Raw genomic sequence first — 23899 nt, 5'->3', positions numbered from 1 at the left:
AGCGCCCGTCGGGTGGTCGAGCCCATGTGCCTCACACCTCCCGTGTCCGGGTGAGCAGCCACAGCAGGTAGAGGCCGCCCAGGGCCCCGGTGGTCAGGCCCACGGGGAGTGCGACGGCGACGGGCAGGTGCACCGAGACCACGTCGGCGGCCGTGAGCAGCACGGCGCCGGTCAGCGCCGAGGTGAGCACCTGGACGCGGGGGACGCGGGTGAGACGGGAGGCGACCTGGGGGGCCGCCAGGGCGATGAAGGCAATGGGCCCCGCGGCCGCCACGGCGGCAGCTGTGAGGACGACCGCGGCGAGCATGGTGACCACGCGGGTGCGTTCCGTGTCGACGCCGAGCTGGCGTGCCTGGTCCTCACCCATCTCCAGGGCATCCAGGCGGCGGGCCAGCATGGCCAGCAGCGGCACCAGGACCACGACGGCCACCAGGACGGGCCAGGCATCGGCCCAGGTGCGGGCGTTGAGGGACCCCGACAGCCAGATCCGTGCCCGTGTCGCCAGGTCCAGGTCGCCCTGGGCGAGGACCAGGGTGTTGAGGGCACCCAGGAAGGCGCTGACGCCGATGCCGACGAGGATCAGGCGGTACCCGCCGGTGGCGCCGTCGGAGCGCGCCAGGACGTAGACGACGACGGCGGTGACCAGGCCGGTGCCGATGGCGGCCAGTGAGGTGGCGGCGGGTCCTGCGTCGAGGACGACGATCTGGATGACGGCTCCCGTGGCCGCGCCGGTGGTGAAGCCGATGACATCGGGGGACCCCAGGGCATTGCGCGACACGGACTGGAACACGCAGCCGGCGGCCCCCAGTGCCATGCCCACTGCCGCTCCCGTGAGCGCACGGGGGAGACGGATGGTGGTGACCACCTGGGCGGCGCGCGGGTCGGTGGCGTGGCCCGTCAGCGCCGAGAACACCTCGGCGGGGGAGAGGGAGATCTTCCCCGACATCAGGGTGACGAGGGCCAGGGCCAGTCCCACCACGACCAGCACGGTGCTGACGAGCAGGGCGCGCACGGGGATGCGCAGGCGTGCCGGGCCCAGTGCCAGGCGGAACTCGCTCGGCCCCGCCTCCTCGTGCCGTACCGCAGTCCCGGGACGGGAGGCGCCGGGGACGGCAGCGTCGGGGACGGCCGGTCCGGGTGCGTCCGACCCCCATCCGTTCCGGGCGCCGGCGTCCGTCAGATCGGAGGGGGACGCACCGGGTCGTGCGGCGACACCCGGGAGTCCGGAGGGTGCAGTGGTCACAGCCCCACCACCCGCCCTCGTCGCACCAGAACCACGAAGAAGGGCGCCCCGATCAGAGCTGTCATGACACCGGCCCCGACCTCGCCGGGGTGGATGACGACGCGCCCCAGGACGTCCGCGAGGAGCAGGGCGAAGGCCGCCACCAGCGCAGAGCCCGGCAGCAGCCAGCGGTGGTCGGTGCCGACCATCGCCCGGGAGACGTGGGGAGCGGCCAGGCCCACAAAGGCGACGGGTCCGGCCACAGCGGTCGCGCCACCGGCCAGGACGAGGACGGCGAGGTTGGTCAGCGCCCAGGTGCGGCGCGTGTCCACACCCAGGGCGGCTGCGAGGTCCGGCCCCAGGGCCACGGAGTTCAGCGGTCCCGCGAGCACGACGGCCAGCACGGTGCCGACCAGGAGGCACACGGCGGCGACGGGAACCGAGTCCCAGCCGCGCCCCTGGAGGGAACCCGTGGCCCAGTTGCGGAAGGAGTCGAAGACGGTCTGGGGGCTGGAGAGGATGACCACCATCGTCACGGAGCTGAGCATGACGGACAGGCCGGCCCCTGCCAGGACCAGGCGCACCGGGTTGACACCGGCGTCACCGGCTCGTCCCAGGCGGTGCACGACCAGGGAGGCGATGCCGGCACCGAGGAAGGCGAACCAGACGTAGACGTTGACCGAAGCCGCCCCGGTGATCGCGAGTCCCACGACCACTCCCGCGGCCGCACCGGAGTTCACGCCCAGGGTGCCCGGCTCAGCCAGTGCGTTGCGGGTGAGTGTCTGCATGAGGGCGCCGGCCAGGCCGAGACACCCTCCCGCCAGCACCGCGATGAGCGTGCGGGGCACGCGGAGCTCCCGGATGACCAGGTGGGCGTCGTCCGTGGGGTCGAATGCCCGCAGCGCGTCGACGACGGTCCCGACCGGGACCAGTCGCGACCCGACGGCCAGGCTGAGTGCCGCCAGGGGGATGAGCGCCACGAAGAGCCCGAGGAGGAGGGCGCCGTGCGTGGGGACGGTGTGGGACCCGTTGGGGGGACGTGTGCCCACGGCTGGGAGTTCGCTGCCCGCAGTCCACTCCGAGGAACCCGGGGGGACCCGCGCACCTGTGGGCTGAGTGGAAGTGGAGGTCGCGTGGGAGGGGAAGCGGTCGGTGCCGAGCGGGGCGGAGGAGACGGGGAGCGCAGGGCCCACGGCCACAGGGGAGGACCCCGCGCCACGAGGGCCGGGTCCTCCCCTGCGGGACGTGCGACCTCCGGTCATCGCCTCAGCCCAGCGCCTCGACGACGGCGTCGACGAACTGCTTGCCGGAGTAGTAGTCGATGCGGAACGACGTCGGACCCAGGGGGTACACCTGCGAGGAGGTGACTGCGGGGACATTGGCCAGGACGGGCTCGGACTCGAAGGCCTTCACGGTGTCCTCGGTGCCGGAGAGGAGGAAGACGCTCTCCCCGCCGATGGCCTGGGAGAGGTTCTCCAGGGTGACGAAGGCGAAGTCGGAACGGGCCTGCTCGCTGGTGTCGAGGTCCTCGGGGGCCTCGTGGACCTCCACGCCGAGTGCCTCCAGGAGCTGGGCGTGGGGGCCGGTCTTCTTGGCGACGCCCTGGTCGGCTCCGGGGCCGTTGAAGGAGACGATCGAGGCGCCACCTGCCGGGGCCGTGATCTTCTCCGCCGCCTGGGAGGTGTAGTCATCGAAGTCGTCGATGGCCGCCGTGGCGTCCGCCTCGTGACCGGTGGCCTCACCGAGCTCCTGGGCGAGGTCCTGCCAGGTCTGCTTGGAGTAGTCCACGGCGATCGTGGGGAACTGGGCGGCGATCTGGTCGTAGTTGTCGACGGTGGAGTCCGCACCGGAGGTCGAGATGACCACGAGGTCCGGGTCGGCGGCGATCAGGGACTCGAGGTCGAACTCGAGGTTCGGGTAGAGGACCTCGACGCCGCGCTCATCGGCGACATCGGCCCACTGGGAGAAGAAGCCCTTGTCATCGGTGATGTCCGAGGGGGAGGTCGCTGCGGAGGCGACCACCGGCGCATCGATGGCGAGGAGGGTGCCCGTGGCCGAGATCGAGGTCGAGACGATGCGCTCGGGCTGGGAGTCCAGCTCCAGCTCGCCCTTCTCATGGGTGATCGTGCGCGGCCACTCCCCGTCGGTGGAGGCCGATCCGGACTGGGAGGCCGTACCCGACTCGCCGGCCGCGCCGGACTGGTCCGACGAGGAGGCACCTCCGGAACAGGCTGTCAGTGCGACGGCCGCGAGTGCGGCGGCGAAGGTGGTGAACAGGCGGGCGGGGCGGGCTCGCATGGGGCTCCTCTGGTCGATGCGTTGGCTCTTTGACCTGCCGGGACATCCTGGCAGCACTGATTAGGTTAGCAATGGCTTACCTAATTCAACCAGTCCTGTGACCCGCCTCACCCCCGCGAAGTCCGCTCTGTTCGGGTACTGAGGTCCGCTCTGTTCGGGCACTGAGGTCCGCTCTGTTTGGGCGCTGAGGTCCGTCCCGTCGAAGCCTCGAGGTCCGCCCTCGTGAAGGGCCGAGATCGGTACTGACGCCTCATGGGACGGACTTCGACCGATCAAGTCCCTGTTGGTGGTGTAAGTGTCTGTTGTTTCGTTTGGGCTGGTGGGGGTTGGTTTCAGGCTGTGAGGAGGTGGGTGGGGTCGGGGTGGTTGGGGTGGGTGAGTTGGTCAGTAAGGTCGCGCATGGAGGTCTCTGAGAGGTAGCGGCGTTCCCCGTATTGCCATTCCTCGTTTTGGTCTTGGAGGATGGCTCCGATGAGGCGGGTGGCGGAGGCGTCGTCGGGGAAGACTTGGACGACGTCGGTGCGGCGTTTGATCTCGCGGTTGAGTCGCTCGATGGGGTTGTGTGGTGCAGATCTTCTGCCAGTGGGGGCGGGGCTGGTCAGCGAAGGCGGTGAGGTCGACTTCGGCGTCGGTGAGCATCTGGGCGATCTGGGGGAAGGTCGGGGTCAGGGAGGCCACGACCTGGTGGTAGGCGTCCTTGACGGCCTCTGGGGTGGTCTGGGCGAAGATGGTGGCGATGAGGGCGTTGACGGGCTTGGAGCGGGTGGAGCCCAGGGTCTGGGTGACGTTGCGAGCGAAGTGGACGCGGCAGCGTTGCCAAGAGGCGCCGGTGAGGATGGCTTTGACGGCGTTCTTGATGCCTTGGTGGGCGTCACTGGTGACGACTTGCACTCCCAGTGGGTCAGTGTCGGTTGAGACCTTGAGGCCGCGCTCGCGCAAGGATCGTAGGAACTCCGTCCAGAAGTAGGTGGACTCACTGTCGCCGATCCTCATGCCCAGGATCTCACGCCTGCCCTGGGCGGAGACGCCGGTGGCGACCACGACCGCTTTGGACACGACATGGCCGGCGTGGCGGACGTCGACGTAGGTGGCGTCCAGGAACAGGTACGGGTACCACGTGTGGGACAGGGGACGGGTCAGGAACTCCTCGACCACGGAGTCGATGTCGGCGCAGATCCTTGAGACCTGGGACTTCGAGATGCCCGACTCGCATCCCAATGCCTTGACGAGCTCGTCGACCTTGCGGGTGGACACCCCGTTGATCCACGCTTGGCAGATGACGGCGTAGAGGGCCTTGTCGATCCGCTTGCGGGGGTTGAGGAGGCTGGGGAAGAAGGACCCCTCACGCAGCTTGGGGATGGCCACCACCACGTCTCCTGCCGGGGTGGACACCGTCTTGTCGCGACTTCCGTTGCGTCGGGTGAGGCGGGACTCGCTGCGCTCATAGCGCCCCGCCCCGATCTTGGTGGTGGCCTCAGCATCGATGAGGTCTTGGAGGCCCGCCTCCAACAGTCGACGGAACACGGCGTCTCCTGCAAGGCTCGGGTCGGACAGGACTTCACTGATCAAGGTGGACAGGGCAGACTGGTTGCGGGCCATCGTGGGAACACTCCTAGGATTCTTGGTCGAAACTCTGGACACCCACGATGGCCCACCAACACCCCAAGGATGCTCGCTGACCTGCAGGAATTGCCACCACCCTAAGGGACTCCGCCCTTCGACCCCAGAACTGAGCGGACTTCGAGGTCAGAACAGAGCGGACTTCGAGGTCAGAACAGAGCGGACTTCGAGGTCAGAACAGAGCGGACTTCGAGGTCAGAACAGAGCGGACTTCGGCGAGGGGTCAGCGGGGGGAGACGTCGATCATGCGCAGGACCACGGAGCCGGTGCGGTCGGACCCGGCCACGTCCACCAGTGCCACCAGGCGCCAGTCCAGGTTGTCGTCGGGGTCGAGCAGGGTCTGCTCCACCAACCAGAACGGCCCCGTCCCGGCGGCGGCCCCGTCAGCCCGCTCCGCCGCATCCTCCACTGCCTCCACCACGGCCTCGGGCACCCCGACCGCCAGCATCTCGGCGCGCCCGGGCGCCTCCACGATCCGGCACAGGGACGCCGAGCGCGCCCGCTGGTCGATGCCGATCCAGTCGTGCTCCGCCCAGTAGCGCCCCAGCACCCGGTCCCAACGCTCCTCGTCCCACCCCGACGGCCCGTCCAGACGCGCCAGGGCCGCCACGTTGTCACGGCTCATGAGCTCCACCCGGCGGAACACCGCAGTGCGGATGGCGGTGCGGAAGGCGTGCCGGTTCGCGGAGAAGGACACGGTCCCGTCCTCGTCCGCGCCGAAGGCCAGTTCCGCACCCGACGCACCACCGGAGCCGCCCTCGTCGGCGCTGAGCGCCTCCTCGACGCGCCCGGAGGACAGCGCCTCCCACTCGTCCAGCAGCGAGGAGTCCACGGCGCGGATGAGCCCGGCCAGCCAGGAGATGATCGCGCGGACCTCCTCGGTCATGGCCTCCTCGGGGACCACCTGGCGCAGCGCCCGGTAGGCGTCGGTGAGGTAGCGCAGGACGACGCCCTCGGAGCGCCCGACGTCGTAGCGGCTGACCAGCTCCGTGAAGGTCATCGCGTTCTCGACCATCTCGCGGACCACGGACTTCGGGGAGATCTCCAGGTCCCCGACCCAGGGGTTGGAACGCACGTAGGTGGCGAAGGCGGGCTCCAGCAGCTCCTCCAGCGGGCGCGGCCAGGTGACCTCCTCCAGGGCGGCCATGCGGTCGTCGTACTCCATGCCCTCGGCCTTCATCGCGGCCACGGCCTCCCCGCGGGCCACGCGCCGCTGCGCGAAGAGCAGGGGACGGGGGTCCTCCAGCACCGACTCCACCACGGAGACGACGTCGAGGGAGTAGGTGGGGGACTCCGGGTCCAGCAGGTCGAGTGCCGCCAGGGCGAAGGGGGACAGGGGCTGGTTGAGGGCGAAGTCGTCGGGCAGGTCGGCCACCAGACGCAGCCGGGGCAGCCCGTCCTCCGCCGCCTGGGCGGAGGGGACGTGGTCGACGACCTCGGCCTGGCGCATCGACTGGTAGATCTCCGCCAGCCGGCGCAGGTGCGGGTTGGACTCCCGCGGCGGGTCGTCGTTGTCGCGGGCCAGGTGGACGAGGTGCTCACCCGGATCGCGCGAGGGCGGACCCGCCAGCACGTTGAGCACCATCGAGTGGGTGAGGGCGAACTGGGACTGCAGCTGCTCGGGTGCCGCGTCACGGAGTCGCTCGAAGGTGGAGCGCGTCCAGGAGACCTGCCCGGCCCCCGCCGACTTCGGCGCGGACTTCTGCGCCTTCTTGCGGGCACGCTTGGCCTCGCGTTCGTCCTTCGCCGCCTCCTCCGCGGCCGTGAGGCGCGCACGCCGCCGCGCGTTCTCGACCTCGTGCTCCGGGGCCAGCACCCGCACGAAGCCGACCGTGTCATAGCCGGCCCGCCCCGCGCGGCCCGCGATCTGGTGGAACTCACGCGCGGAGAGGTGACGCATCCGCTCCCCGTCGAACTTCACCAGGGAGGTCAACAGGACCGTGCGGATGGGGACGTTGATGCCCACACCCAGGGTGTCGGTGCCGCACACGATGGCCAGCAGCCCCTGCTGGGTGAGGCGCTCGACGAGGCGGCGGTAGCGCGGCAGCATCCCGGCGTGGTGGACGCCGATGCCCTGGGAGAGCAGGTGGCGCAGGACCTGACCGAAACCGCGCCCGAACTGGACGGTCCTGAGGGCGGCGGCGATGCGTTCCTTCTGCTCGGGCGAGATGAGCTTGCGCCTGTCGAAGGACTGCGCGGTCTCCACGGCGTCGCGTTGGGCGAAGTGGACGATGTAGACGGGCCAGCGGCCCTCACCCAGCAGGCGCTCGACCGTGTCGTGGATGTCGTCGACGACGTACTCGAACTCCAGGGGGACGGGGCGCTCCGCGTCGTCCACCAACGCGACCTCACGCCCGGTGCGCTCCTCCCAGCGGGTGCGGAAGCGGGTGGTGTCGCCCAGTGTCGCGGACATGGCCACGTACTGGGGGCTGGTGAGCTCCAGGAGCGGGACCTGCCACGCCCAGCCGCGCTGGGGGTCGCCGTAGTAGTGGAACTCGTCCATGACGACCATGTCGGTGTCCAGGTCCGCTCCCTCGCGCAGTGCCTGGTTGGCGAGGATCTCCGCCGTGCAGCAGATGATGGGGGCGGCGGCGTTGAGGGAGACGTCCCCGGTGACCATCCCGACGTTGTCGGCGCCGAAGAGGGCCACCAGGTCGAAGAACTTCTCCGAGACCAGGGCCTTCAGGGGAGCCGTGTAGTAGGAGCGGCCCCCCCGGGCCAGCGACACGAAGTGCGCGGCGAGTGCGATCATCGACTTGCCCGACCCGGTGGGGGTGGCCGCGATGACGTGGTTCCCGTCGAGGATCTCCAGCAGCGCCTGCTCCTGGTGGGGGTAGAGGGGGCGGCCGGATCCCTCCGCCCAGCCGGAGAACGCCTCGAAGAGGGCGTCGACGTCCTCGAGCTGCCCGTGGTCCTCGAGGTTGTCGAGCAGGTCGTTGAGCATCGCCGTCATGGGGCCATTGTCCCCCATGGACGAGGGCGCTATCCGTCCTGTTGCGAGGAGAGCCCCGGGTTGACCTCGAAGTCGGGAGCGGGCTCGTAGCAGAAGGTGGCGGTGCCCCCCGAGCCGTCGCCGAGGGCGGAGGAGGCCGGCTGGACGTCTAAGAGGGTGAACGTCCCGGCCTCCGGGTCCGTCACCGACTCCCCGATCGTGAGGACCGTGGTCCCGAAGCCTCCGACCCCATCCGTGTCGACGCCTGAGAGCGCGGCCTGCATGACCCCCTGTTCGACACGCACGCCTCCGACGTCGTAGGCGGGGAAGGCCCCCGTGCCGGGACGGAACACCGCGGTGCCCGAGATGCTGACGCGATAGCCGTCCTCGCAGGACATGGAGTCGCCGTCGGTGGTGGGGAGTGGTTCGGAGGGGTTGGGGGCAGAGGTGGTGGTGCACGCCGGGAGCATGGAGGCGAGCAGGGCTGCCGCCAGGAGGGGGATCGCGCGCGCTCGGCTCATGTGTGGTCGCCTCCCATGCTCTCGCTTTGGTCACAGGTCTCGACGTCGTCCCAGGAGATGGTGAGGATCCCATCGAGGGGCATCAAGCCCTGGAGGGCGAACACCCCCGAGGGTTGGCTGGGCACGTCGCCCACGAGCCCCTCGAGCATTCCCATGGTGTCTGCCCTCCTGTGGTCGCAGTGACTGTGTTCGTCCGGGTCCCGCCGGTCCTGGCCCTCGGTCGCCGTGGAGTGGTTGCAGGTGCTCCGGGCACCAGTGGCCCGGGGCCGTGCCGCGTCATGTGGCGGCAGCGCGGAAGTGGTCGAAGGCCTCGGGGACCACGGGGAGCCCCAGGACAGCGACACCGGGACTGCCGGGAATGGATGTTCCCTCCAAGCGGGTGTCGGCGACCTCGAGGAGCAGGGCACGCAGGGAGTCCGTCCCGTCATGGTCGACCTCAGAACCGGGCATGGGCACCCCCGTCGTCGAGCGGCGTGTCCCAGGTCACTCTAGCAAGGAGCGACCGACTGGCCTCTGGTCGGGGTCACCGATCGGGGTTTCCTGGTCCTGGTCCTGGTCCTGGTCCTGGTCCTGGTCCTGGTGCTGGTGCAGGCGCTGCCAGCGGTCGGCTTCGGGTGCAGGGCCTCCTGCTCCAAGCCGGGCCGGGCCGGGTCGGGACCCGGGCCCGCGCGAGAGGGCAGAGTGCGAGCGCTCGCAGCTGGTTGTCAGCGCCCAGAACCACACGGGGACGCCCTCGTCGGGGGACCGCTGCGGCGCAGACCTCGCGGACTAGGCTGGTGGCATGCGAATCGTGCGCTTCTCCGATGGTGGCTCCCCGCGCTACGGCGCCCTGGAGGACGACTCGACCCGGGTGGTCGTGCTCAAGGGTGACCCCCTCTTCTCCCCGGTCGAGCCCTCCGGCCAGATCGTCGAACTGGAGGAGATCCGACTGCTCTCCCCGGTCATCCCGCGCTCCAAGGTGGTGGGGGTCGGCAAGAACTACGCCGACCACGCCCGCGAGATGGGCGGCGAGGCACCCGACCACCCGATCCTCTTCCTCAAGCCGAACACCTCCGTGATCGGCCCCGATGATCCGATCGTGCTGCCGTCCTGGTCCCAGGAGGTCCACCACGAGGCCGAGCTGGCCGTTGTCATCAAGACCTTGGCCAAGGACGTCGAACCCGACGATGTGGATGACGTCATCCTGGGGTTCATGTGCGCCAATGACGTCTCCGCCAGGGACGCGCAGCGCGCAGACGGGCAGTGGACGCGGGCCAAGGGGTTCGACACCGCCTGCCCGCTGGGGCCCTGGATCGTGGTCGATCCGGACCTGGACGTCACCGATCTGAGGGTGACCGCGTCCGTCAACGGGGAGCTGCGCCAGTCAGACACGACCGCGCACATGCTCACACCGGTGCGTGAACTGGTTTCCTACGTGTCGAGGGTCTTCACCCTGCTGCCCGGGGACGTCATCATCACCGGCACCCCGGCAGGTGTCGGACCGATCGTCGAGGGCGACCACGTCGACATCGCCATCCAGGGAGTGGGCACCCTGTCCAACCCCGTTGTTCGGAACTGAGTGGGCCTGAGCTCCGCTGGACCGCGCTGAATGGCGGTGTCGGTGTGACCCGCGGCAATGCAGTGTCGATGGTGCTGCGACGGCGGTGCTCTTGCCGGTCGCCCCTCACAGGTGGAACTGGTCCGGGATGACAGGAGATCGCTGGGTTGCCACCCGGCGCGCTTGCACCGACCACCCTCGTCGTGGAGAACTGGTCGTCCAGCGTTGGTGGAGCGCACTTCCGAGCTCCTGGGATCGGTTCGAGGCCCCCTGATTGTCGACGACCGATGGTGGGGACCGCGAACGGAGGGGACCACGGTGGGGAGGCTGGTGCGTGTGCTCGGTGAATGGCTCCTCGCAGTCGTCGGGTCCTGGCGGGTGTTCACCCCGGGAGGGGTCTTCTCCGACGAGGTCGCGATGGCGGACCTCTCCACCGGCGTGGCAACCGGGGGAGCGACCATGATCGGGGCCTTCCTCGTGGCGACAGTGCTGAGCGTGTACATGACTTCCCTCGCTGCCACTCACACCGCTGCGCTCCGGACCACGTTGTTCCTCGCTCGGCGGAACCCGAGGCCGACGACCTCCGTCTGATCGGTGGTGACCGCCGGCGCGAGGGGCGGGATGCCGGGACCCGAACCGGAGGCTCGGCCCGTCACATGTGGTCGCCCTCGTCAGTGACGCGCCCTCGTCACCGTGGTCGCCCTCGTCAGTGACCCACCCTCGTCTCCGTGGTCGCCCTCGTCAGTGACGCGCCCTCGTCCACGCGCGCACACACCACCGGGGCGCCGCGCGCACCCGACAAACCCTGGGCCGAGTACCCAGGCCCCCCGGGGCGCACACCCGACACCACGGGGCGGTCGAGCGAGGGGGCTGACGTCGGGCCACCTGCGTCGACTACGCTCATGAACACCGTCACACAGGAGGTCACAGCACCATGAGCACCGCTCCCTTCCCCACAGACCCCGGCCTCACACCCACCACCTCGACCCTGGCCGTGGAGATGGCCGGGCTCGACGTCATCCCCGAGTCCGAGCGCAAGGGCACGCCCTCGAACCTGTTCATGCCCTGGTTCGCCGCCAACATCTCCGTCCTGGGGATCTCCTGGGGCGCGTGGGTGCTCGGCTTCGGCATCTCCTTCTGGCAGGCGGTGGCCGCATCCGTCATTGGCGTCGTCCTCTCCTTCCTGGTCTGCGGGCTGATCGCGATCGCCGGCAAGCGGGGCTCGGCCCCGACCCTGGTGCTCTCCCGGGCGGCCTTCGGATTCGACGGCAACCGGATCTCGGCGGCGATCTCCTGGATGCTCACCGTCGGCTGGGAGACGTTCCTGTGCATCATGGCCGTCCAGGCCTCCGCCACCGTCATGGGGGCGCTGGGCTTCACGAACCACCTGGTCGCCCAGATCGTCGCCCTCATCCTGGTGGTGGCGATCGCCGGGGGAGCGGGCGTGCTCGGATTCGACACGATCATGCGCGTGCAGACCTGGATCACCTGGGCCACGGCCGTCCTCACCGTCATCTACGTCGTCCTGGTCATCCCCCACATCAGCTGGGAGGCCGTCGCCGCACTGCCCGCCGGACCCACGACCGCCGTCATCGGGGCGCTGTGCATGGTCCTCACCGGCTTCGGGTTCGGGTGGATGAACGCAGCCGCCGACTACTCCCGTTACCTGCCGCGCAGGTCCTCCACCGGTGGCGTCGTCTTCTGGACGACCTTCGGATCCTCCCTGCCCACGGTCCTCCTGGTCCTCCTCGGCCTGCTGCTGGTGGGTTCCGACCCGGCACTCGGTGACGCGATCAACCTCGACCCGATCGGCGCGCTGACCACGATCCTGCCGACCTGGTTCCTCGTGCCCTTCGCGGTGGTGGCGATCCTGGGGCTGGTGGGCGGCATCGTCATGGACATCTACTCCTCCGGCCTGTCGCTGCTGGCCACGGGCGTTCCGGTCATCCGCCCGGTCGCCACCGCCATCGACGGGACGATCATGCTGATCGGCACGATCATCGTCGTCTTCTTCACCGACTCCTTCTTCGAGCCCTTCCAGGGCTTCCTCATCACCCTGGGCACGGTCATCGCCGCCTGGGGCGGCGTCATGATCGCCGACATCCTGCTGCGCCGGTCCGACTACAACGAGCCCGACCTCTTCCGCCGCGGCGGCGTGTACGGGGCCGTGAACTGGGGGGCGATCGCCTCACTGGTGGTCGCGACCTTCGTCGGCTGGGGGCTGGTGGTCAACACGTATGCGCCGTGGCTGGCCTGGCAGGGCTACCTCCTGGGTCCCATCGGAGGGCGCGAGGGCGACTGGGCGTACTCCAACATCGGGGTGTTCCTGGCCCTGGTCATCGGCTTCGTCGGCTACCTGCTGACCTCGCGTGGGCGGGTGCGGCGCCAGGAGGAAGTGGGTGCGCGGCGCTTCGGGATCGACGGTGTGGACGGCGCGGATGGCGCACCCGGAGTTGGCGGTGCCGGGGGCGGTGTTGCCGGGGGCGGTGCTGCCGGTGCACCCGGTGCCGGAGGCGGCGCTGCCGGGCCGGGCGCCGCTGCCGGTGGGACGGGGGAGGGCCTGCGATGACGCCGGACCAGTTCCGCTCCACCCTGCTGCGCGCCGAGTCCGAGGAGGACGCCCACGCCATCGCTCAACTCTCCGGCGTCGACCACCACGACACCGTGGTGGTCCTCGGCTCCGGCCTGTCGGGCGCACTGGACGGATGGGGTGAACCCCGCGCCCGGTTCCCGCTCTCCGAGATCCCCGGCGTCCTGGAACCACGCGCCGACGGACACCTCGACGAGGTCCGCTCCTACCACCGCGGTGACCACGACGTCCTGGTGGCGCTGGGACGCACCCACCTCTACGAGGGCGTCGCCCCCTCCCACGTCACGACCTTCGTGCGTGCGGCCGTGGCGGCGGGGGCCGGGACGGCGGTCCTGTGCAACGCCAACGGCTGCCTGCGGGACTGGCAGCTCGGTGACGTCATGGCGGTGGAGGACCACCTCAACTTCTCCGGGCACTCACCCTTCGACGGGACGGTCTTTCTGGACACCACCGGTGTGTGGGACCCGGAGCTGACCGAGGCACTGGCCGGGGTCTGCCAGAGGCGCGGCGTGTACGCCATCCTGCGGGGCCCCGAGTACCAGACGCGTGCCGAGACCCGCTGGCTGGCGACCACCGGAGCGGACTGCGTGGGGATGTCCACGGTGATGGAGGCACTCACCCTGCACGCACTCGGCGTGCGCGTGTGCGGGATGAGCGTGGTCTCCGACCTGTCCTTCGCCTCGGCGCCCACCGACCCGGCAGTGGTGCTGGAGGCGGCGGCCCGGGCGGGGGAGACGGTGCGCCGGGGCGTGGAGACGGTCCTCGCCCTGCCCTGACCCGCCCCCTCCGGCGAAGTCCGCTCTGTTCCGGGGTCGAGGTCCGCTCTGTTCTGACGTCGAAGTCCGCTCTGTTCGGTGGTCGAGGTCCGTCCTTGTCCCTCGCGGAGGTCGCCTCCTCGGCGATCCCGCTTGAAGGATGACGCCAGGTGAGCCGTGGTCGCCCTCGTCAATGCGGCACCCCGACCCGACGGCCGGTCGACGGGCGGCAGAGCGCGCCCAGGGGGGACGGACCTCAAGTCCCGAACTGAGCGGACCTCACGGGTCGAACTGAGCGGACCTCACGGGTCGAAGTGAGCGGACTTCGGCGAGGGGAAAGTGGGGGATCAGGGGACGAGGGCGAGGGTGCGCCCGACGATCTCCTCGGCGCAGCTGTGGGAACACGCCAGGTTGAAGCGCGCCCACTGCTCCCACCCGGTGCCTAGCGTGCGGCCGGCGTTCACCGCGATGTGGGCACGTTCCCGCAGCGCGGCCGCGGGCGTGGGTTCGAGGCCCAGACCTTCAAACCCCCACCACGACAGGTAGGTGGCCTGGGGAACCGTGAAGTCGATGGGGGAGCCGCGGAGCGCGTCGGTGACGAGGGAGATGTTCGCCGAGATGTAGCGGCGGACCTCGCCCTGCCATTCCAGACCGTCGGTGTAGGCCGCGATCGTCCCCACCGCGCCGATCGTGGAGGCACCGTGGGCGACCTCGCCCCCGAAGGCATCCCAGCGTTCTCGCAGCTGCGGGTCCGGGAGGATCACCTGCGCGCAGGGGAGCCCCGCGATGTTCCAGCCCTTCGAGGCGGCCGTCGCGGTGACCGTGTGTGCGGCGAACTCGGCGCCGAGGCGGGCGTAGGAGAGGAAGGGCGTGGTGGGGTCGTCGAGGACGAGGGGGGAGTGGATCTCGTCGGAGAAGACGAGGGCGTCGTACTGCGAGACGAGTGCCTGCAGGTTGCGGAGCTCCTGTTCGGTGAGGACGCGCCCGGTCGGGTTCCAGGGGTTGCACAGGATCACCAGGCCGGCGCCCGCCTCGAGCCCGTCGCGGATCCCGTCGAGGTCGAGTGCCCATCCGAGCCCGCCCGCGGCCTCCCCGTGCAGGGACGGCACCTCGATGACGCCGTGGTCGTGTCGCCCGGGAATGGTCAGGAACGGCATGTAGGCGGGGGTTGGGACGATGACGGGCGCGCCCGGGCGCACCAGGTGGTCCAGGGTGGCGTGGAGGGCAGGGAGCACGGACTCCGCCAGGCGGATGTCGTCGGCGGGCAGGTCCCAACCGAAGCGGGTGTGCTGGTACGCGGCCAGTGCCTCGGCCACGCGGGGTGCGATCCACGACGGCTGGTAGCCGAGCAGACCGTCGTCGATGGCTCCTGTCATGGCGGCGGCGACCTCCGGGGCGGTGCCGAAGTCCATTTCCGCCACCCAGGCGCCGATGGTCGGACTGCCGTCCTTGGTGGTGATGCCTGTCCACTTGAGCCCACCGACGCGGCGGAGCTCGTCATCGGAGAAAGTGCGGATCGGCATGGAGGTCGTCCCATCGACGCAGGTTGTCCACAGGGACCGGAGTGACCATGACGCTCCGTCGGGTCCCCAGGACACGACGGAGAGCCCCGGAAAGACGTGACGCCGGTGCCCCCCCTGTGTGGGGGACGCCGTTCGCCCCGGTCAGTGGGCGCTTTCAGGACTGCACTGTACGACATCGGTGGGACCTGCCTCGCGGTCCCGTTCACGGAGTGTCCCGCACGTGGGGTGTTCCGGACTGTGCAGGGATCTCGATCCGGCTCGCTGACCTGTCCAGGAGTCGTGCGAGGAGCGGGAGCCTGGAGCGCCTTGTCCAGGAGCTCTCGCCGAAGGAGGTGACCCCGAACCCGACGGTCTTCGTGACGGTGCCCTCCGATGGGGCGGACCACGAGGGGCAACTCCCCGAGCCCGGAAGGGGTCCCTGCCGAGGTGGCGATCACCCGGCACAGTGCGCCACGGGTGCGCGTGACGCCTGCGACGAGTTCACGGAGAGCCACGGGGACTGCAAAGGATGTGACTCGCGTGTCCACCGTGGTGTCCCCACACTGGCGAGCGACGCCACGGGGGCGATCGAGGAGGCGGCGAGGCTGCACGAGCTCGTCGGGCGGGAGCACGTCCTGATCAGGATCCCGGACACTGGTGCCGGTCTTGGGGCGATCGGGTGCACGATCGCGGCAGACATCTCGGTGAACGTCACCACGGTCTTCCCCGTCCGTCGACACGTGCAGGTCATGGAGGCTTGTGCGCGGAGGCCCGAGCGGGACCCGGACCGGGGTCGTGACCTCAGTGTGATCCATTCAGCGGGATCCGTCCTCACCGTGCAGGTCGACCGTGGGACAGGCGGTCGTCCGGGCCCCCTCGGTCGTCCCGACCTGCGAGGGCGGGGGGAGGGGCCAACGCACTGACCTCACGCCCGAACGCGCACGATCATGCCCGACGTGGAGGCTCGATCACGAGAGCGTGAGAGCAGACGAGAAGCACGTGGTTCCGAACAATGGCATCCACAGCGATGGGATCCCTCCCGGGCGGTCGCCACGAGGGTGTCCGGTGGAGACATGGGGTCCGGAGTGGTCCGTGAGGCCGACGAAGCCGGCGTGGAAGACACGTGTCATGTCGCAGGCTCTCGGTGACGGTTCCGCATCGGGACTTCGGTGACACTTCGGGGGGTGGTGGTGACACCGGATGAGGGTGTCGTCGCGGGCTGAGTGCTGAGTGCAGAGTGCGTGAACTCGGGTCGACTCGGCTTCGGGTCCCCCCGCACCAGCGAGGACGTCAGGACCCGGGCCCAGGACGTGCGGGCCGCGTGGGAGGCCTCCGGTCGGACCGCGACCCAATCAGTGTGCTCGAGCGGATGCATCCCACGGACCTCGATGCCTCGCCCGTGGCGTCCTGGACGTGCCCGTCCGGACAAGGAGGGCTGGCCAGGTCGGAACCGAAGGAGCGTCGCGCTCCTCGTGCCGTCGCGCGAGTACAGGCAGTGTGTGCGAGGGCGCGCCCTCGTCCGCCCGGACCCCGCCCTGCCGCCCGCGGGACCCCCGACCCGCCCATGGAGGCCGAGGAAGGCGTGGGCCCGGGCCCGGTGCTGCCGGCCGCTGGTCATGGGTGGGCGCGGTGTGGTGCCTCCCGGTCGGGCCCCGCGCCCCGCTCCCCGTCAGTGGGCGCGCGGCAGGTTGTGGTCGGTGGCGGGGGGATCATTCGCCGGGTTCGACGGAGTCCAGCTCTGCCAGCATCGTCACCCGACGCCCGTGGCGTCCTCCCAGGAACTCCGTCGTGGTCCAGATGTCAACGATGTCCTCCGCGACTCCGGCTCCGATGACCCGGGCACCGATGGCGAGGGAGTTGGCGTCGTTGTGCTCCCTGGAGAGCTTGGCGGAGTAGGGGTCGGACACGATGGCGCAGCGGACGCCCGGCACCTTGTTGGCGGCCATGCCGATGCCCTGACCCGTGCCGCAGACGAGAATCGCACGGTCGGCCTCTCCGTTGGCGACGGTGCGCGCCGCCTTCGCGCCGTAGGTGGGGTAGTCCACGCTCTCGGTGCTGTGGGCGCCCACATCGATGACTTCATGGCCCTGGCTGCGCAGGTGCTCGGCGAGGTGGTTCTTCAGTTCGAACCCGGCGTGGTCACTACCCATGACGATTCTCACGGTGACTTCCCTTCGACGTTGACGGTCCCATTCTCCCGCATCGTCGTTGCCGTCGGGCCCGGACCGGACGGTCGCAGTGGGGGAGTCGGTCGGTCTGCCCCGTCCGGGCCGGGTCCGCACGCCTCGCGGCAAGGATCCTTTCCGCGCACGGCACGGAGGGTGCGCCGTGCCGCCATCGCCGACGCCGGGCAGCCGGGGCCACGCGCCCACCGCGATAGGATTTGCCCACCATGACTGTCACCACTGCCACCGGCTCCGATATCCGCGTCCGATTCTGCCCCTCGCCGACGGGGACCCCCCACGTCGGGATGGTCCGCACCTGCCTGTTCAACTGGGCCTACGCCCGGCACACGGGCGGCACCTTCGTCTTCCGCATCGAGGACACCGACGCCGCGCGTGACTCCCAGGAGTCCTTCGACCAGATCCTCGACTCCCTGGACTGGCTCGGCCTGGACTGGGACGAGGGCATCGGCAAGGGCGGCCCCCACGCCCCTTACCGCCAGTCCGAGCGCATGGACATCTACCGTGACGTCGCGGCGAAGCTCCTGGAGGGTGGCTACGCCTACGAGGCCTACTCCACGCCCGAGGAGGTCGAGGCCCGCCACCGCGCCCGCGGCGAGGACCCGAAGCTCGGCTACGACGGCTTCGACCGCGACCTCACGCCCGAGCAGGTGGAGGCCTACCGCGCTGAGGGGCGCCGCCCGGTCCTGCGCATGCGCATGCCCGACGAGGACATCACCTTCACGGACCTCATCCGCGGCGACATCACCTTCGGGGTGGGCTCCGTGCCCGACTACGTGATCGTGCGCGCCAACGGTGACCCGCTCTACACCCTCGTCAACCCCGTCGACGACGCGCTCATGGAGATCACCCACGTGCTGCGCGGGGAGGATCTGCTCTCCTCCACGCCGCGCCAGGTCGTCCTCTACCGGGCGCTGGAGGACCTCGGCATCGCGAAGTTCATGCCCCGCTTCGGCCACCTGCCCTACGTGATGGGGGAGGGCAACAAGAAGCTCTCCAAGCGCGACCCGGAGTCCAACCTGCTCCTGCACCGCGACCACGGGATGATCCCCGAGGGCCTGACCAACTACCTGGCGCTGCTGGGTTGGTCCATCAGCCCCGACAACGACGTGTTCTCCATGCAGGAGATGGTCGAGGCCTTCGACATCGCCGACGTCAACCCGAACCCCGCGCGCTTCGACCTCAAGAAGTGCACGGCCATCAACGCCGAGCACATCCGCCTGCTCGAGCCCGAGGACTTCCGCGGGCGCATCGTGACGTTCCTGCACCGCGAGGGCATGGTCTCCGCCGACTCCTTCGACGGCCTCGACGCCCACGAGCAGGACGTCCTCACCGCCGCCGCCCCGCTCATCCAGACGCGCATCCAGCTGCTGGGGGAGGCTCCCGGCATGCTCGGCTTCCTCTTCGTCGAGGACGGGGACCTGGTGCTGGACGACACCGCGGTGCGCAAGCTCAAGGCCAATGCCGTCGAGGTCCTCGACGCCGCGATCCCGGTGGTCGAGCACGTCGGCGGGGGCGTCGCGGGCAGCGCCGACGAGGGCGGCTCCCCGGCCGGTCCGGACGCAGGCTTCACTGCTGCGGCCCTGGAGGAGGGACTGCGGGCGGCCATCGTGGAGGGCATGGGCATCAAGCCGCGACTGGCCTTCGGACCACTGCGTGTGGCCGTGACCGGGCGTCAGGTGTCCCCGCCGTTGTTCGAGTCCATGGAGATCCTGGGCAGGGACTCGTCCCTGGCACGCCTGCAGGCCCTGCGCGACCGCCTGGCCTGACACCCCCCCAAGCGCGAAGTCCGCTCTGTTCAAGGGTCGAAGTCCGCTCTGTTCGGGGCTTGAGGTCCCTCTGTTTGGGGCTTGAGGTCCGCTCCCATCCGCACCGGAGGTCCGATCGTCTCGGGAACGATCGAGGAGGAAGTGCTGAGCGGATCATGCCCCTGGGACCGGCGACTGATCCCGACCACAGCAGATGGCAGGCTTCGCACCTCGAACAGATCATGCCTCGCAGATCGGCAGGCTGCGGAGGGGCCAGTGGGCATACTCACGCACTGGCGATTTGGCACACGGGGGGCGGTTCGGGTACTGTTTTCTTTCGTCGCCGAGGGCGCGCAAGCGTCTGAGGGGATACCACCATGGGGTATGGTGTAATTGGCAGCACGAATGATTCTGGTTCATTTAGTCTAGGTTCGAGTCCTGGTACCCCAGCGGTCAGCGGTCGGATGGACGACCGTGGTGATCAACAAGGCCCCCATCGTCTAGCGGCCCAGGACGACGCCCTCTCACGGCGTTAACACCGGTTCAAATCCGGTTGGGGGTACCACACAAATGGGATGGACCCCCCCGGGTCCGTCCCATTTCCCATGTCGTCCTGCTGCGTGCCGGGGTGCCCCACGACGTGCACCATGTCCTCGCGTGACCACGGTACGGGCCGGCCCATGTCCCCTCGTGCACTGTTGGAAGTCCGCTCTCGTCTGGGGTCGAGGTCCGCTCCCCGCCCCGCGGGCCGAGCAGGGCGGGGAGCGGACCTCACGCCTGGAACAGAGCGGACTTCGTGGGTCGAACTGAGCGGACTTCGAGGGTCGAACAGGGCGGACCTCGTGCCCCGAACAGAGCGGACTTCGAGGGTCGAACAGGGCGGACCTCGTGCCCCGAACAGAGCGGACTTCGACCCTCAAACAGAGCGGACTTCGCGGGGGGGGGGGGTGGGGTCAGCGGGCGTCAATGGCGGCGACCAAGCGGTCCACCAGGTGCGGCCAGGTCCACTCGGCCTCCATCCACTCCCGTCCCGCGTGACCCAGGCGCTCGCGCCGGGCGGGGTCCTGCAGCAGGTCCACGAGGGCGTCCACCAGCGCGTCCTCGTCGCGTCCCCCCACCACCGTGCCCGTGACGTCCTCCAGGACGGTCTCCGGGGCTCCTCCGGAGTCACCGGCCACGACCGGCAGGCCCGTGGCGGATGCCTCCAGGAAGACGATGCCCAGCCCCTCCACGTCGAGGCCGCCACCGCGCGTGCGGCACGGCATGGCGAAGACGTCGCCCATGGCGACGTGGCCCGGCAACTCCTCGAAGGGCACCTTCCCGGTCAGCAGGATGTCCCCACGCACCGGCGAGGAACGCTTCAGCTTCGCCAGCCCCCGTGCGTAGGGGCCCCACCCGACGATCACCAGGCGGGCACCCGGCACCGCGGCGGTCACCCGCGGCCACACCCTGATGAGCGTGTCCTGGCCCTTGCGGTGGACCAGTCGGGACACGCACACCACGGTGGGGGCGTCGCCCAGGCCGTAGCGCGTGCGCAGGCGTGTGCGCGCCTCGGGGTCGGGATGGAAGCGCTCCACGTCGATCCCGGAGGGCAGCTGCACCAGCTGCGTGGTGTCCGGGATCCAGGGACGCAGACGCCCCAGCGTGTACTGGGAGATGTAGGTGAGGACGTCGGCCTCTCGGAAGATGCGGCGCAGCGCGGAGCTGGTCCCCGGGAGCATCGACCAGCCGACCTCGTGGCCGTGCGTCGTGGCGATGACACGCGTGGCCCCAGCCCTCTTGGCGCGGGCCCCCAGCAGGCCCAGCGGAGCCGAGGCACCGAACCAGACGGTCTCGATGTCGCGCTCCCGGATGATCGCCTCCATGCGGCGTCCCACCTCCGGGGTGGGGAGGAGCACCGGGGTGGGGACCCGGTGGACCGTGAACTCGCGGGACGCGTCGAACGCCGCCACCGCATCCGCCGACTTCGGCGGTGTGGAGGCCAGGACGGTCAGGTCCTGCGCGGGCAACCGCCGCGTGTAGTCGTCCAGGTAGGACTGGATCCCGCCGACAGCGGGCGGGAAGTCATTGGTGACCAGCAGGGTTCGTCGCATACCCGCCAGTCTAGGCAGCCCCTCCCACCCCGCGTCGGCCCACCCCGGCGGGAGGGGACACCGAACGAAAGGGGGCGCCCTCGTCGGTGCACCGGGGGCACGGAGCGCGTACGAGGGCGACCTCGGAACTCCTGCACGGCGGTGCCGGTAGGGTGGCGCCCGTGGAGCAGCGCGTGGTCGTCCAGGTCCTGGTGGCCGTCGTGCTGGTGGGAGCGGGCATCCTGCTCGTGTGGCTGGCCCGTGCCACGGCGTCGGGGAGGCTGAAGCGGAACCCGGTCGCTGGCATCCGCATCCCCGCCACCATGGAGAGCGAGGAGGCCTGGCGTGCCGCCCACATCCGCGCCAGGCGCCCGACGGAGTGTGCGGGTGTCACATCCATCGTGAGCGGCCTCGTGGCGCTGCTCCCGCTCCCCGATGCCCTTCTCTGGTCGGCAGTGCTCGTGGACAGCGTCGTGATGCTCGCGTTGGTGCTCCACGGTGGCCGCGGGGGGAAAACTGGGCGGCCGAGGAGATCTCGAAGACCTCGGAGCCGTGGACCGCGGACTGCCACGGGGTGGTCGGTGCAGGCTGCAGGCTGCAGGCTGCGAGCCAGCGACCGGAACGTGCACGCTGCGGCGCCCCGCCCAGAGCTCCTCAGATGTCCAGGTCCTCCGCGGAACGCAGGAACTCCGAGAGTCGGTTGGCCGCTGCCACCACGGAGGGCCCGTGCTGGCGCCCGGGCTGGCGTCCCATCCGCTCGATGGGACCCGAGATGGAGATGGCGGCCAGCACACGCCCCGATGGGCCACGCACCGGGGCCGACACGGAGGCCACACCCGGCTCACGCTCACCCACGGACTGGGCCCAACCGCGGCGTCGCACCTGGGAGAGCATCGTGGCGTTGAAGGACGCGCCGTAGAGACCGCGGTGGAGCCGGTCGGGCTCCTCCCAGGCCAGGAGCACCTGGGCTGCGGAACCGGCCCTCATGGACAGCGTCGCGCCCACGGGAATCGAGTCACGCAGACCCATCTGGCGTTCCGAGGCGGCGACGCACACACGCACGTCGCCCTGGCGGCGGTAGAGCTGGGAGGATTCCTTGGCGTGGTCGCGCAGCGCGATGAGCACGGGCATCGAGGCGGCCAGCAGTCGGTCCTCACCCGCGGACGAGGCGAGTTCCTGCAGGCGGGGTCCCAGGACGAATCGACCCTGCATGTCCCGGGCCACCATGCGGTGGTACTCCAGGGCAACTGCGAGGCGATGAGCGGTCGGACGGGCCAGGCCCGTCGCCGAAACCAGCTGGGCAAGGGTGGCGGGACCGGCCTCAAGCGCACCAAGGACCAACGCCGCCTTGTCCAGGACTCCCACTCCACTGGATGTCGCGTCCTCCATGACACGATCCTTGCATCTCAACCCCTGAGATTCCAAATCTCCACATCGTGGAACTGGCGAACCATGGGGCGCAGAACTACGCAAGGGACCCACCAACCGGGGTGGAGTCGCACAGGAGGGGTCATGAGCGGCACGTTGGCCGAGAAGGTCTGGTCGGACCACATCGTCAAGCGGGGTGAGGACGGAGCGCCCGACCTGCTCTACATCGACCTGCACCTGGTCCACGAGGTCACCAGCCCCCAGGCCTTCGAGGGACTGCGCCTGGCGGGGCGCCCCGTGCGCCGCCCGGACCTCACCATCGCCACCGAGGACCACAACACCCCGACCCTGGACATCGACCTGCCGATCGCGGACGAGACCTCGCGCATCCAGATCAACACCCTGCGCTCCAACGCCGAGGAGTTCGGGATCCGCATCCACTCCCTCGGCGATGCCGACCAGGGCATCGTCCACGTCGTCGGCCCCCAGCTGGGGCTCACCCAGCCGGGCATGACCATCGTGTGCGGCGACTCCCACACCTCCACCCACGGGGCCTTCGGCGCACTCGCCTTCGGCATCGGCACCTCCGAGGTCGAGCACGTGCTCGCCACCCAGACCCTGCCGCTGCAGCCCTTCAGGACGATGGCGATCACCGTCAACGGCTCCCTGCCCGCGGGCTCCACCGCCAAGGACATCATCCTGGCGGTCATCGCCCGCATCGGCACCGGCGGGGGACAGGGCTACGTCCTGGAGTACCGCGGCCAGGCCATCCGCGAGCTCTCCATGGAGGGCCGCATGACGATCTGCAACATGTCGATCGAGGCCGGGGCCCGCGCCGGCATGGTCGCCCCCGACCAGACGACCTTCGACTACATCAAGGGCCGCCCCCACGCCCCCGAGGGCGAGGACTGGGACCGCGCCGTGGAGTACTGGTCCACCCTGCACTCCGCGGACGACGCGACCTTCGACGCCGAGGTGGTCCTGGAGGCCGCCGACATCGAGCCCTTCGTCACCTGGGGCACCAACCCCGGCCAGGGCGTGCCCCTGTCGGCCACCGTCCCCGACCCCGCAGACATCGGTGACGAGAACAAGCGCTCCGCCGCCTCCCGTGCCCTGGAGTACATGGGCCTGGAGGCCGGCACCCCCATGCGTGACATCCCGGTCGACACGGTGTTCCTCGGTTCCTGCACCAATGGGCGCATCGAGGACCTCCGCGCCGCAGCCGCCGTCATCAAGGGCCACGAGAAGGCCAAGGGCGTGCGCATGCTCGTCGTGCCCGGCTCCGCTCGCGTGCGCCTCCAGGCCGAGGAGGAGGGCCTGGACCGCGTCTTCAAGGAGTTCGGCGCCGAGTGGCGCAATGCCGGGTGCTCGATGTGCCTGGGCATGAACCCCGACCAGCTGCGCCCGGGCGAGCGCGCGGCCTCCACCTCCAACAGGAACTTCGAGGGACGTCAGGGCAAGGGCGGTCGCACCCACCTCGTCTCCCCGCTGGTGGCAGCGGCGACCGCCGTGCGCGGCACGCTCTCCAGCCCCGCGGACCTCTGAGCGACC

18 protein-coding genes, 2 tRNA genes and 2 pseudogenes are annotated in these 23899 nt (G+C 70.1%); 10 read left to right on the top strand and 12 right to left on the bottom strand.

Annotated elements, in window-relative coordinates:
- Positions 1-31 precede the first annotated feature (31 nt).
- The 8 genes and pseudogenes from BQ9890_RS06945 to BQ9890_RS15630 form a co-directional block, all read right to left on the bottom strand.
- A complete protein-coding gene (locus tag BQ9890_RS06945; protein WP_230297862.1) occupies positions 32-1243 on the bottom strand; it encodes a FecCD family ABC transporter permease in 1212 nt (403 codons plus the stop codon).
- Entirely contained in the window at positions 1240-2271 is a 1032-nt protein-coding gene (locus tag BQ9890_RS06940; RefSeq protein WP_075892858.1) for a FecCD family ABC transporter permease, read from the bottom strand. Before BQ9890_RS06940 ends, BQ9890_RS06945 begins: the two co-directional genes overlap by 4 nt.
- Positions 2272-2488: 217 nt before the next feature.
- Positions 2489-3520 (bottom strand): Fe2+-enterobactin ABC transporter substrate-binding protein, encoded by a 1032-nt coding sequence (gene fepB / locus BQ9890_RS06935; RefSeq protein WP_075890346.1) that lies wholly within the window; start codon positions 3518-3520, stop codon positions 2489-2491.
- Positions 3521-3852: 332 nt separating this feature from the next.
- Positions 3853-5119 (bottom strand): annotated as a pseudogene (locus tag BQ9890_RS06930) (IS256 family transposase).
- Between the two features lie 244 nt (positions 5120-5363).
- On the bottom strand, positions 5364-8093 hold the full coding sequence (locus BQ9890_RS06925; protein WP_075890344.1) for a DEAD/DEAH box helicase: 2730 nt from the start codon (positions 8091-8093) through the stop codon (positions 5364-5366).
- 29 nt (positions 8094-8122) lie between these two features.
- A complete protein-coding gene (locus tag BQ9890_RS06920; protein ID WP_075890342.1) occupies positions 8123-8593 on the bottom strand; it encodes a hypothetical protein in 471 nt (156 codons plus the stop codon).
- Positions 8590-8748, bottom strand: coding sequence for a hypothetical protein (locus tag BQ9890_RS15635; protein WP_154671903.1), 159 nt, complete (start codon positions 8746-8748; stop codon positions 8590-8592). The genes BQ9890_RS06920 and BQ9890_RS15635 overlap by 4 nt, the downstream gene beginning before the upstream one ends.
- Before the next feature lie 121 nt (positions 8749-8869).
- The gene (locus BQ9890_RS15630) at positions 8870-9043 is read right to left on the bottom strand and encodes a hypothetical protein (RefSeq protein WP_154671902.1); all 174 of its coding nucleotides are present in this window, start codon (positions 9041-9043) and stop codon (positions 8870-8872) included.
- A 331-nt stretch (positions 9044-9374) separates the two neighbouring features.
- Between BQ9890_RS15630 and BQ9890_RS06910 the strand changes: the two genes are divergently transcribed.
- The 4 genes from BQ9890_RS06910 to BQ9890_RS06895 all read left to right on the top strand — a co-directional run bounded on the left by BQ9890_RS06910 (position 9375) and on the right by BQ9890_RS06895 (position 13496).
- Positions 9375-10151, top strand: a complete 777-nt coding sequence (locus BQ9890_RS06910) for a fumarylacetoacetate hydrolase family protein (RefSeq protein ID WP_075890338.1) — start codon at positions 9375-9377, stop codon at positions 10149-10151.
- A 297-nt stretch (positions 10152-10448) separates the two neighbouring features.
- A complete protein-coding gene (locus BQ9890_RS06905) occupies positions 10449-10721 on the top strand; it encodes a hypothetical protein (protein WP_143226267.1) in 273 nt (90 codons plus the stop codon).
- A gap of 409 nt (positions 10722-11130) precedes the next feature.
- A complete protein-coding gene (locus tag BQ9890_RS06900) occupies positions 11131-12699 on the top strand; it encodes a purine-cytosine permease family protein (RefSeq protein WP_407638910.1) in 1569 nt (522 codons plus the stop codon).
- Positions 12696-13496, top strand: a complete 801-nt coding sequence (locus tag BQ9890_RS06895; protein WP_075890334.1) for a purine-nucleoside phosphorylase — start codon at positions 12696-12698, stop codon at positions 13494-13496. Before BQ9890_RS06900 ends, BQ9890_RS06895 begins: the two co-directional genes overlap by 4 nt.
- 326 nt (positions 13497-13822) lie before the next feature.
- Here BQ9890_RS06895 and BQ9890_RS06890 read toward each other — a convergent pair whose 3' ends face one another.
- Positions 13823-14998 carry a MalY/PatB family protein gene (locus BQ9890_RS06890; RefSeq protein ID WP_075890332.1) on the bottom strand — a complete coding sequence of 392 codons (1176 nt, stop codon included), beginning with the start codon at positions 14996-14998 and terminating at the stop codon, positions 13823-13825.
- A 47-nt stretch (positions 14999-15045) separates the two neighbouring features.
- On the opposite strand from BQ9890_RS06890, the gene BQ9890_RS16880 reads away from it, so the two are divergent.
- Positions 15046-15900, top strand: a complete 855-nt coding sequence (locus tag BQ9890_RS16880) for a transaldolase family protein (RefSeq protein ID WP_078062289.1) — start codon at positions 15046-15048, stop codon at positions 15898-15900.
- Between the two features lie 786 nt (positions 15901-16686).
- Here the strand turns inward: BQ9890_RS16880 and rpiB are convergent.
- Positions 16687-17139: a ribose 5-phosphate isomerase B gene (rpiB, locus tag BQ9890_RS06880; RefSeq protein WP_075890328.1), complete on the bottom strand. Its 453-nt coding sequence runs from the start codon at positions 17137-17139 to the stop codon at positions 16687-16689.
- 230 nt (positions 17140-17369) lie between these two features.
- On the opposite strand from rpiB, the gene gltX reads away from it, so the two are divergent.
- The 3 genes from gltX (at position 17370) to BQ9890_RS06865 (ending at position 19473) form a co-directional block, all read left to right on the top strand.
- Positions 17370-18929, top strand: coding sequence for a glutamate--tRNA ligase (gltX, locus tag BQ9890_RS06875; protein WP_075890326.1), 1560 nt, complete (start codon positions 17370-17372; stop codon positions 18927-18929).
- A gap of 357 nt (positions 18930-19286) precedes the next feature.
- Positions 19287-19358 (top strand) — tRNA-Gln (locus tag BQ9890_RS06870).
- Between the two features lie 39 nt (positions 19359-19397).
- A tRNA-Glu gene (locus BQ9890_RS06865) sits at positions 19398-19473 on the top strand.
- A gap of 388 nt (positions 19474-19861) precedes the next feature.
- Here BQ9890_RS06865 and BQ9890_RS06860 read toward each other — a convergent pair.
- Positions 19862-21001 (bottom strand): glycosyltransferase family 4 protein, encoded by a 1140-nt coding sequence (locus BQ9890_RS06860; protein ID WP_075890324.1) that lies wholly within the window; start codon positions 20999-21001, stop codon positions 19862-19864.
- Positions 21002-21087: 86 nt separating this feature from the next.
- Here BQ9890_RS06860 and BQ9890_RS16875 point away from each other — a divergent pair.
- Positions 21088-21447, top strand: a pseudogene (locus tag BQ9890_RS16875) (SdpI family protein); the annotation flags it as partial.
- A gap of 187 nt (positions 21448-21634) precedes the next feature.
- Here the strand turns inward: BQ9890_RS16875 and BQ9890_RS06850 are convergent.
- Entirely contained in the window at positions 21635-22369 is a 735-nt protein-coding gene (locus BQ9890_RS06850) for an IclR family transcriptional regulator (protein WP_075890322.1), read from the bottom strand.
- Between the two features lie 123 nt (positions 22370-22492).
- Here BQ9890_RS06850 and leuC point away from each other — a divergent pair, with 123 nt between their 5' ends.
- Positions 22493-23893, top strand: coding sequence for a 3-isopropylmalate dehydratase large subunit (gene leuC, locus BQ9890_RS06845; protein WP_075890320.1), 1401 nt, complete (start codon positions 22493-22495; stop codon positions 23891-23893).
- The last annotated feature ends 6 nt before the right edge of the window (positions 23894-23899 follow it).

The sequence above is a fragment of the Actinomyces provencensis genome (genome assembly GCF_900155435.1).
GTDB classification, from domain to species: Bacteria; Actinomycetota; Actinomycetes; order Actinomycetales; family Actinomycetaceae; genus Pauljensenia; species Pauljensenia provencensis.
This window is presented reverse-complemented; position numbering and strand designations above follow the sequence as displayed.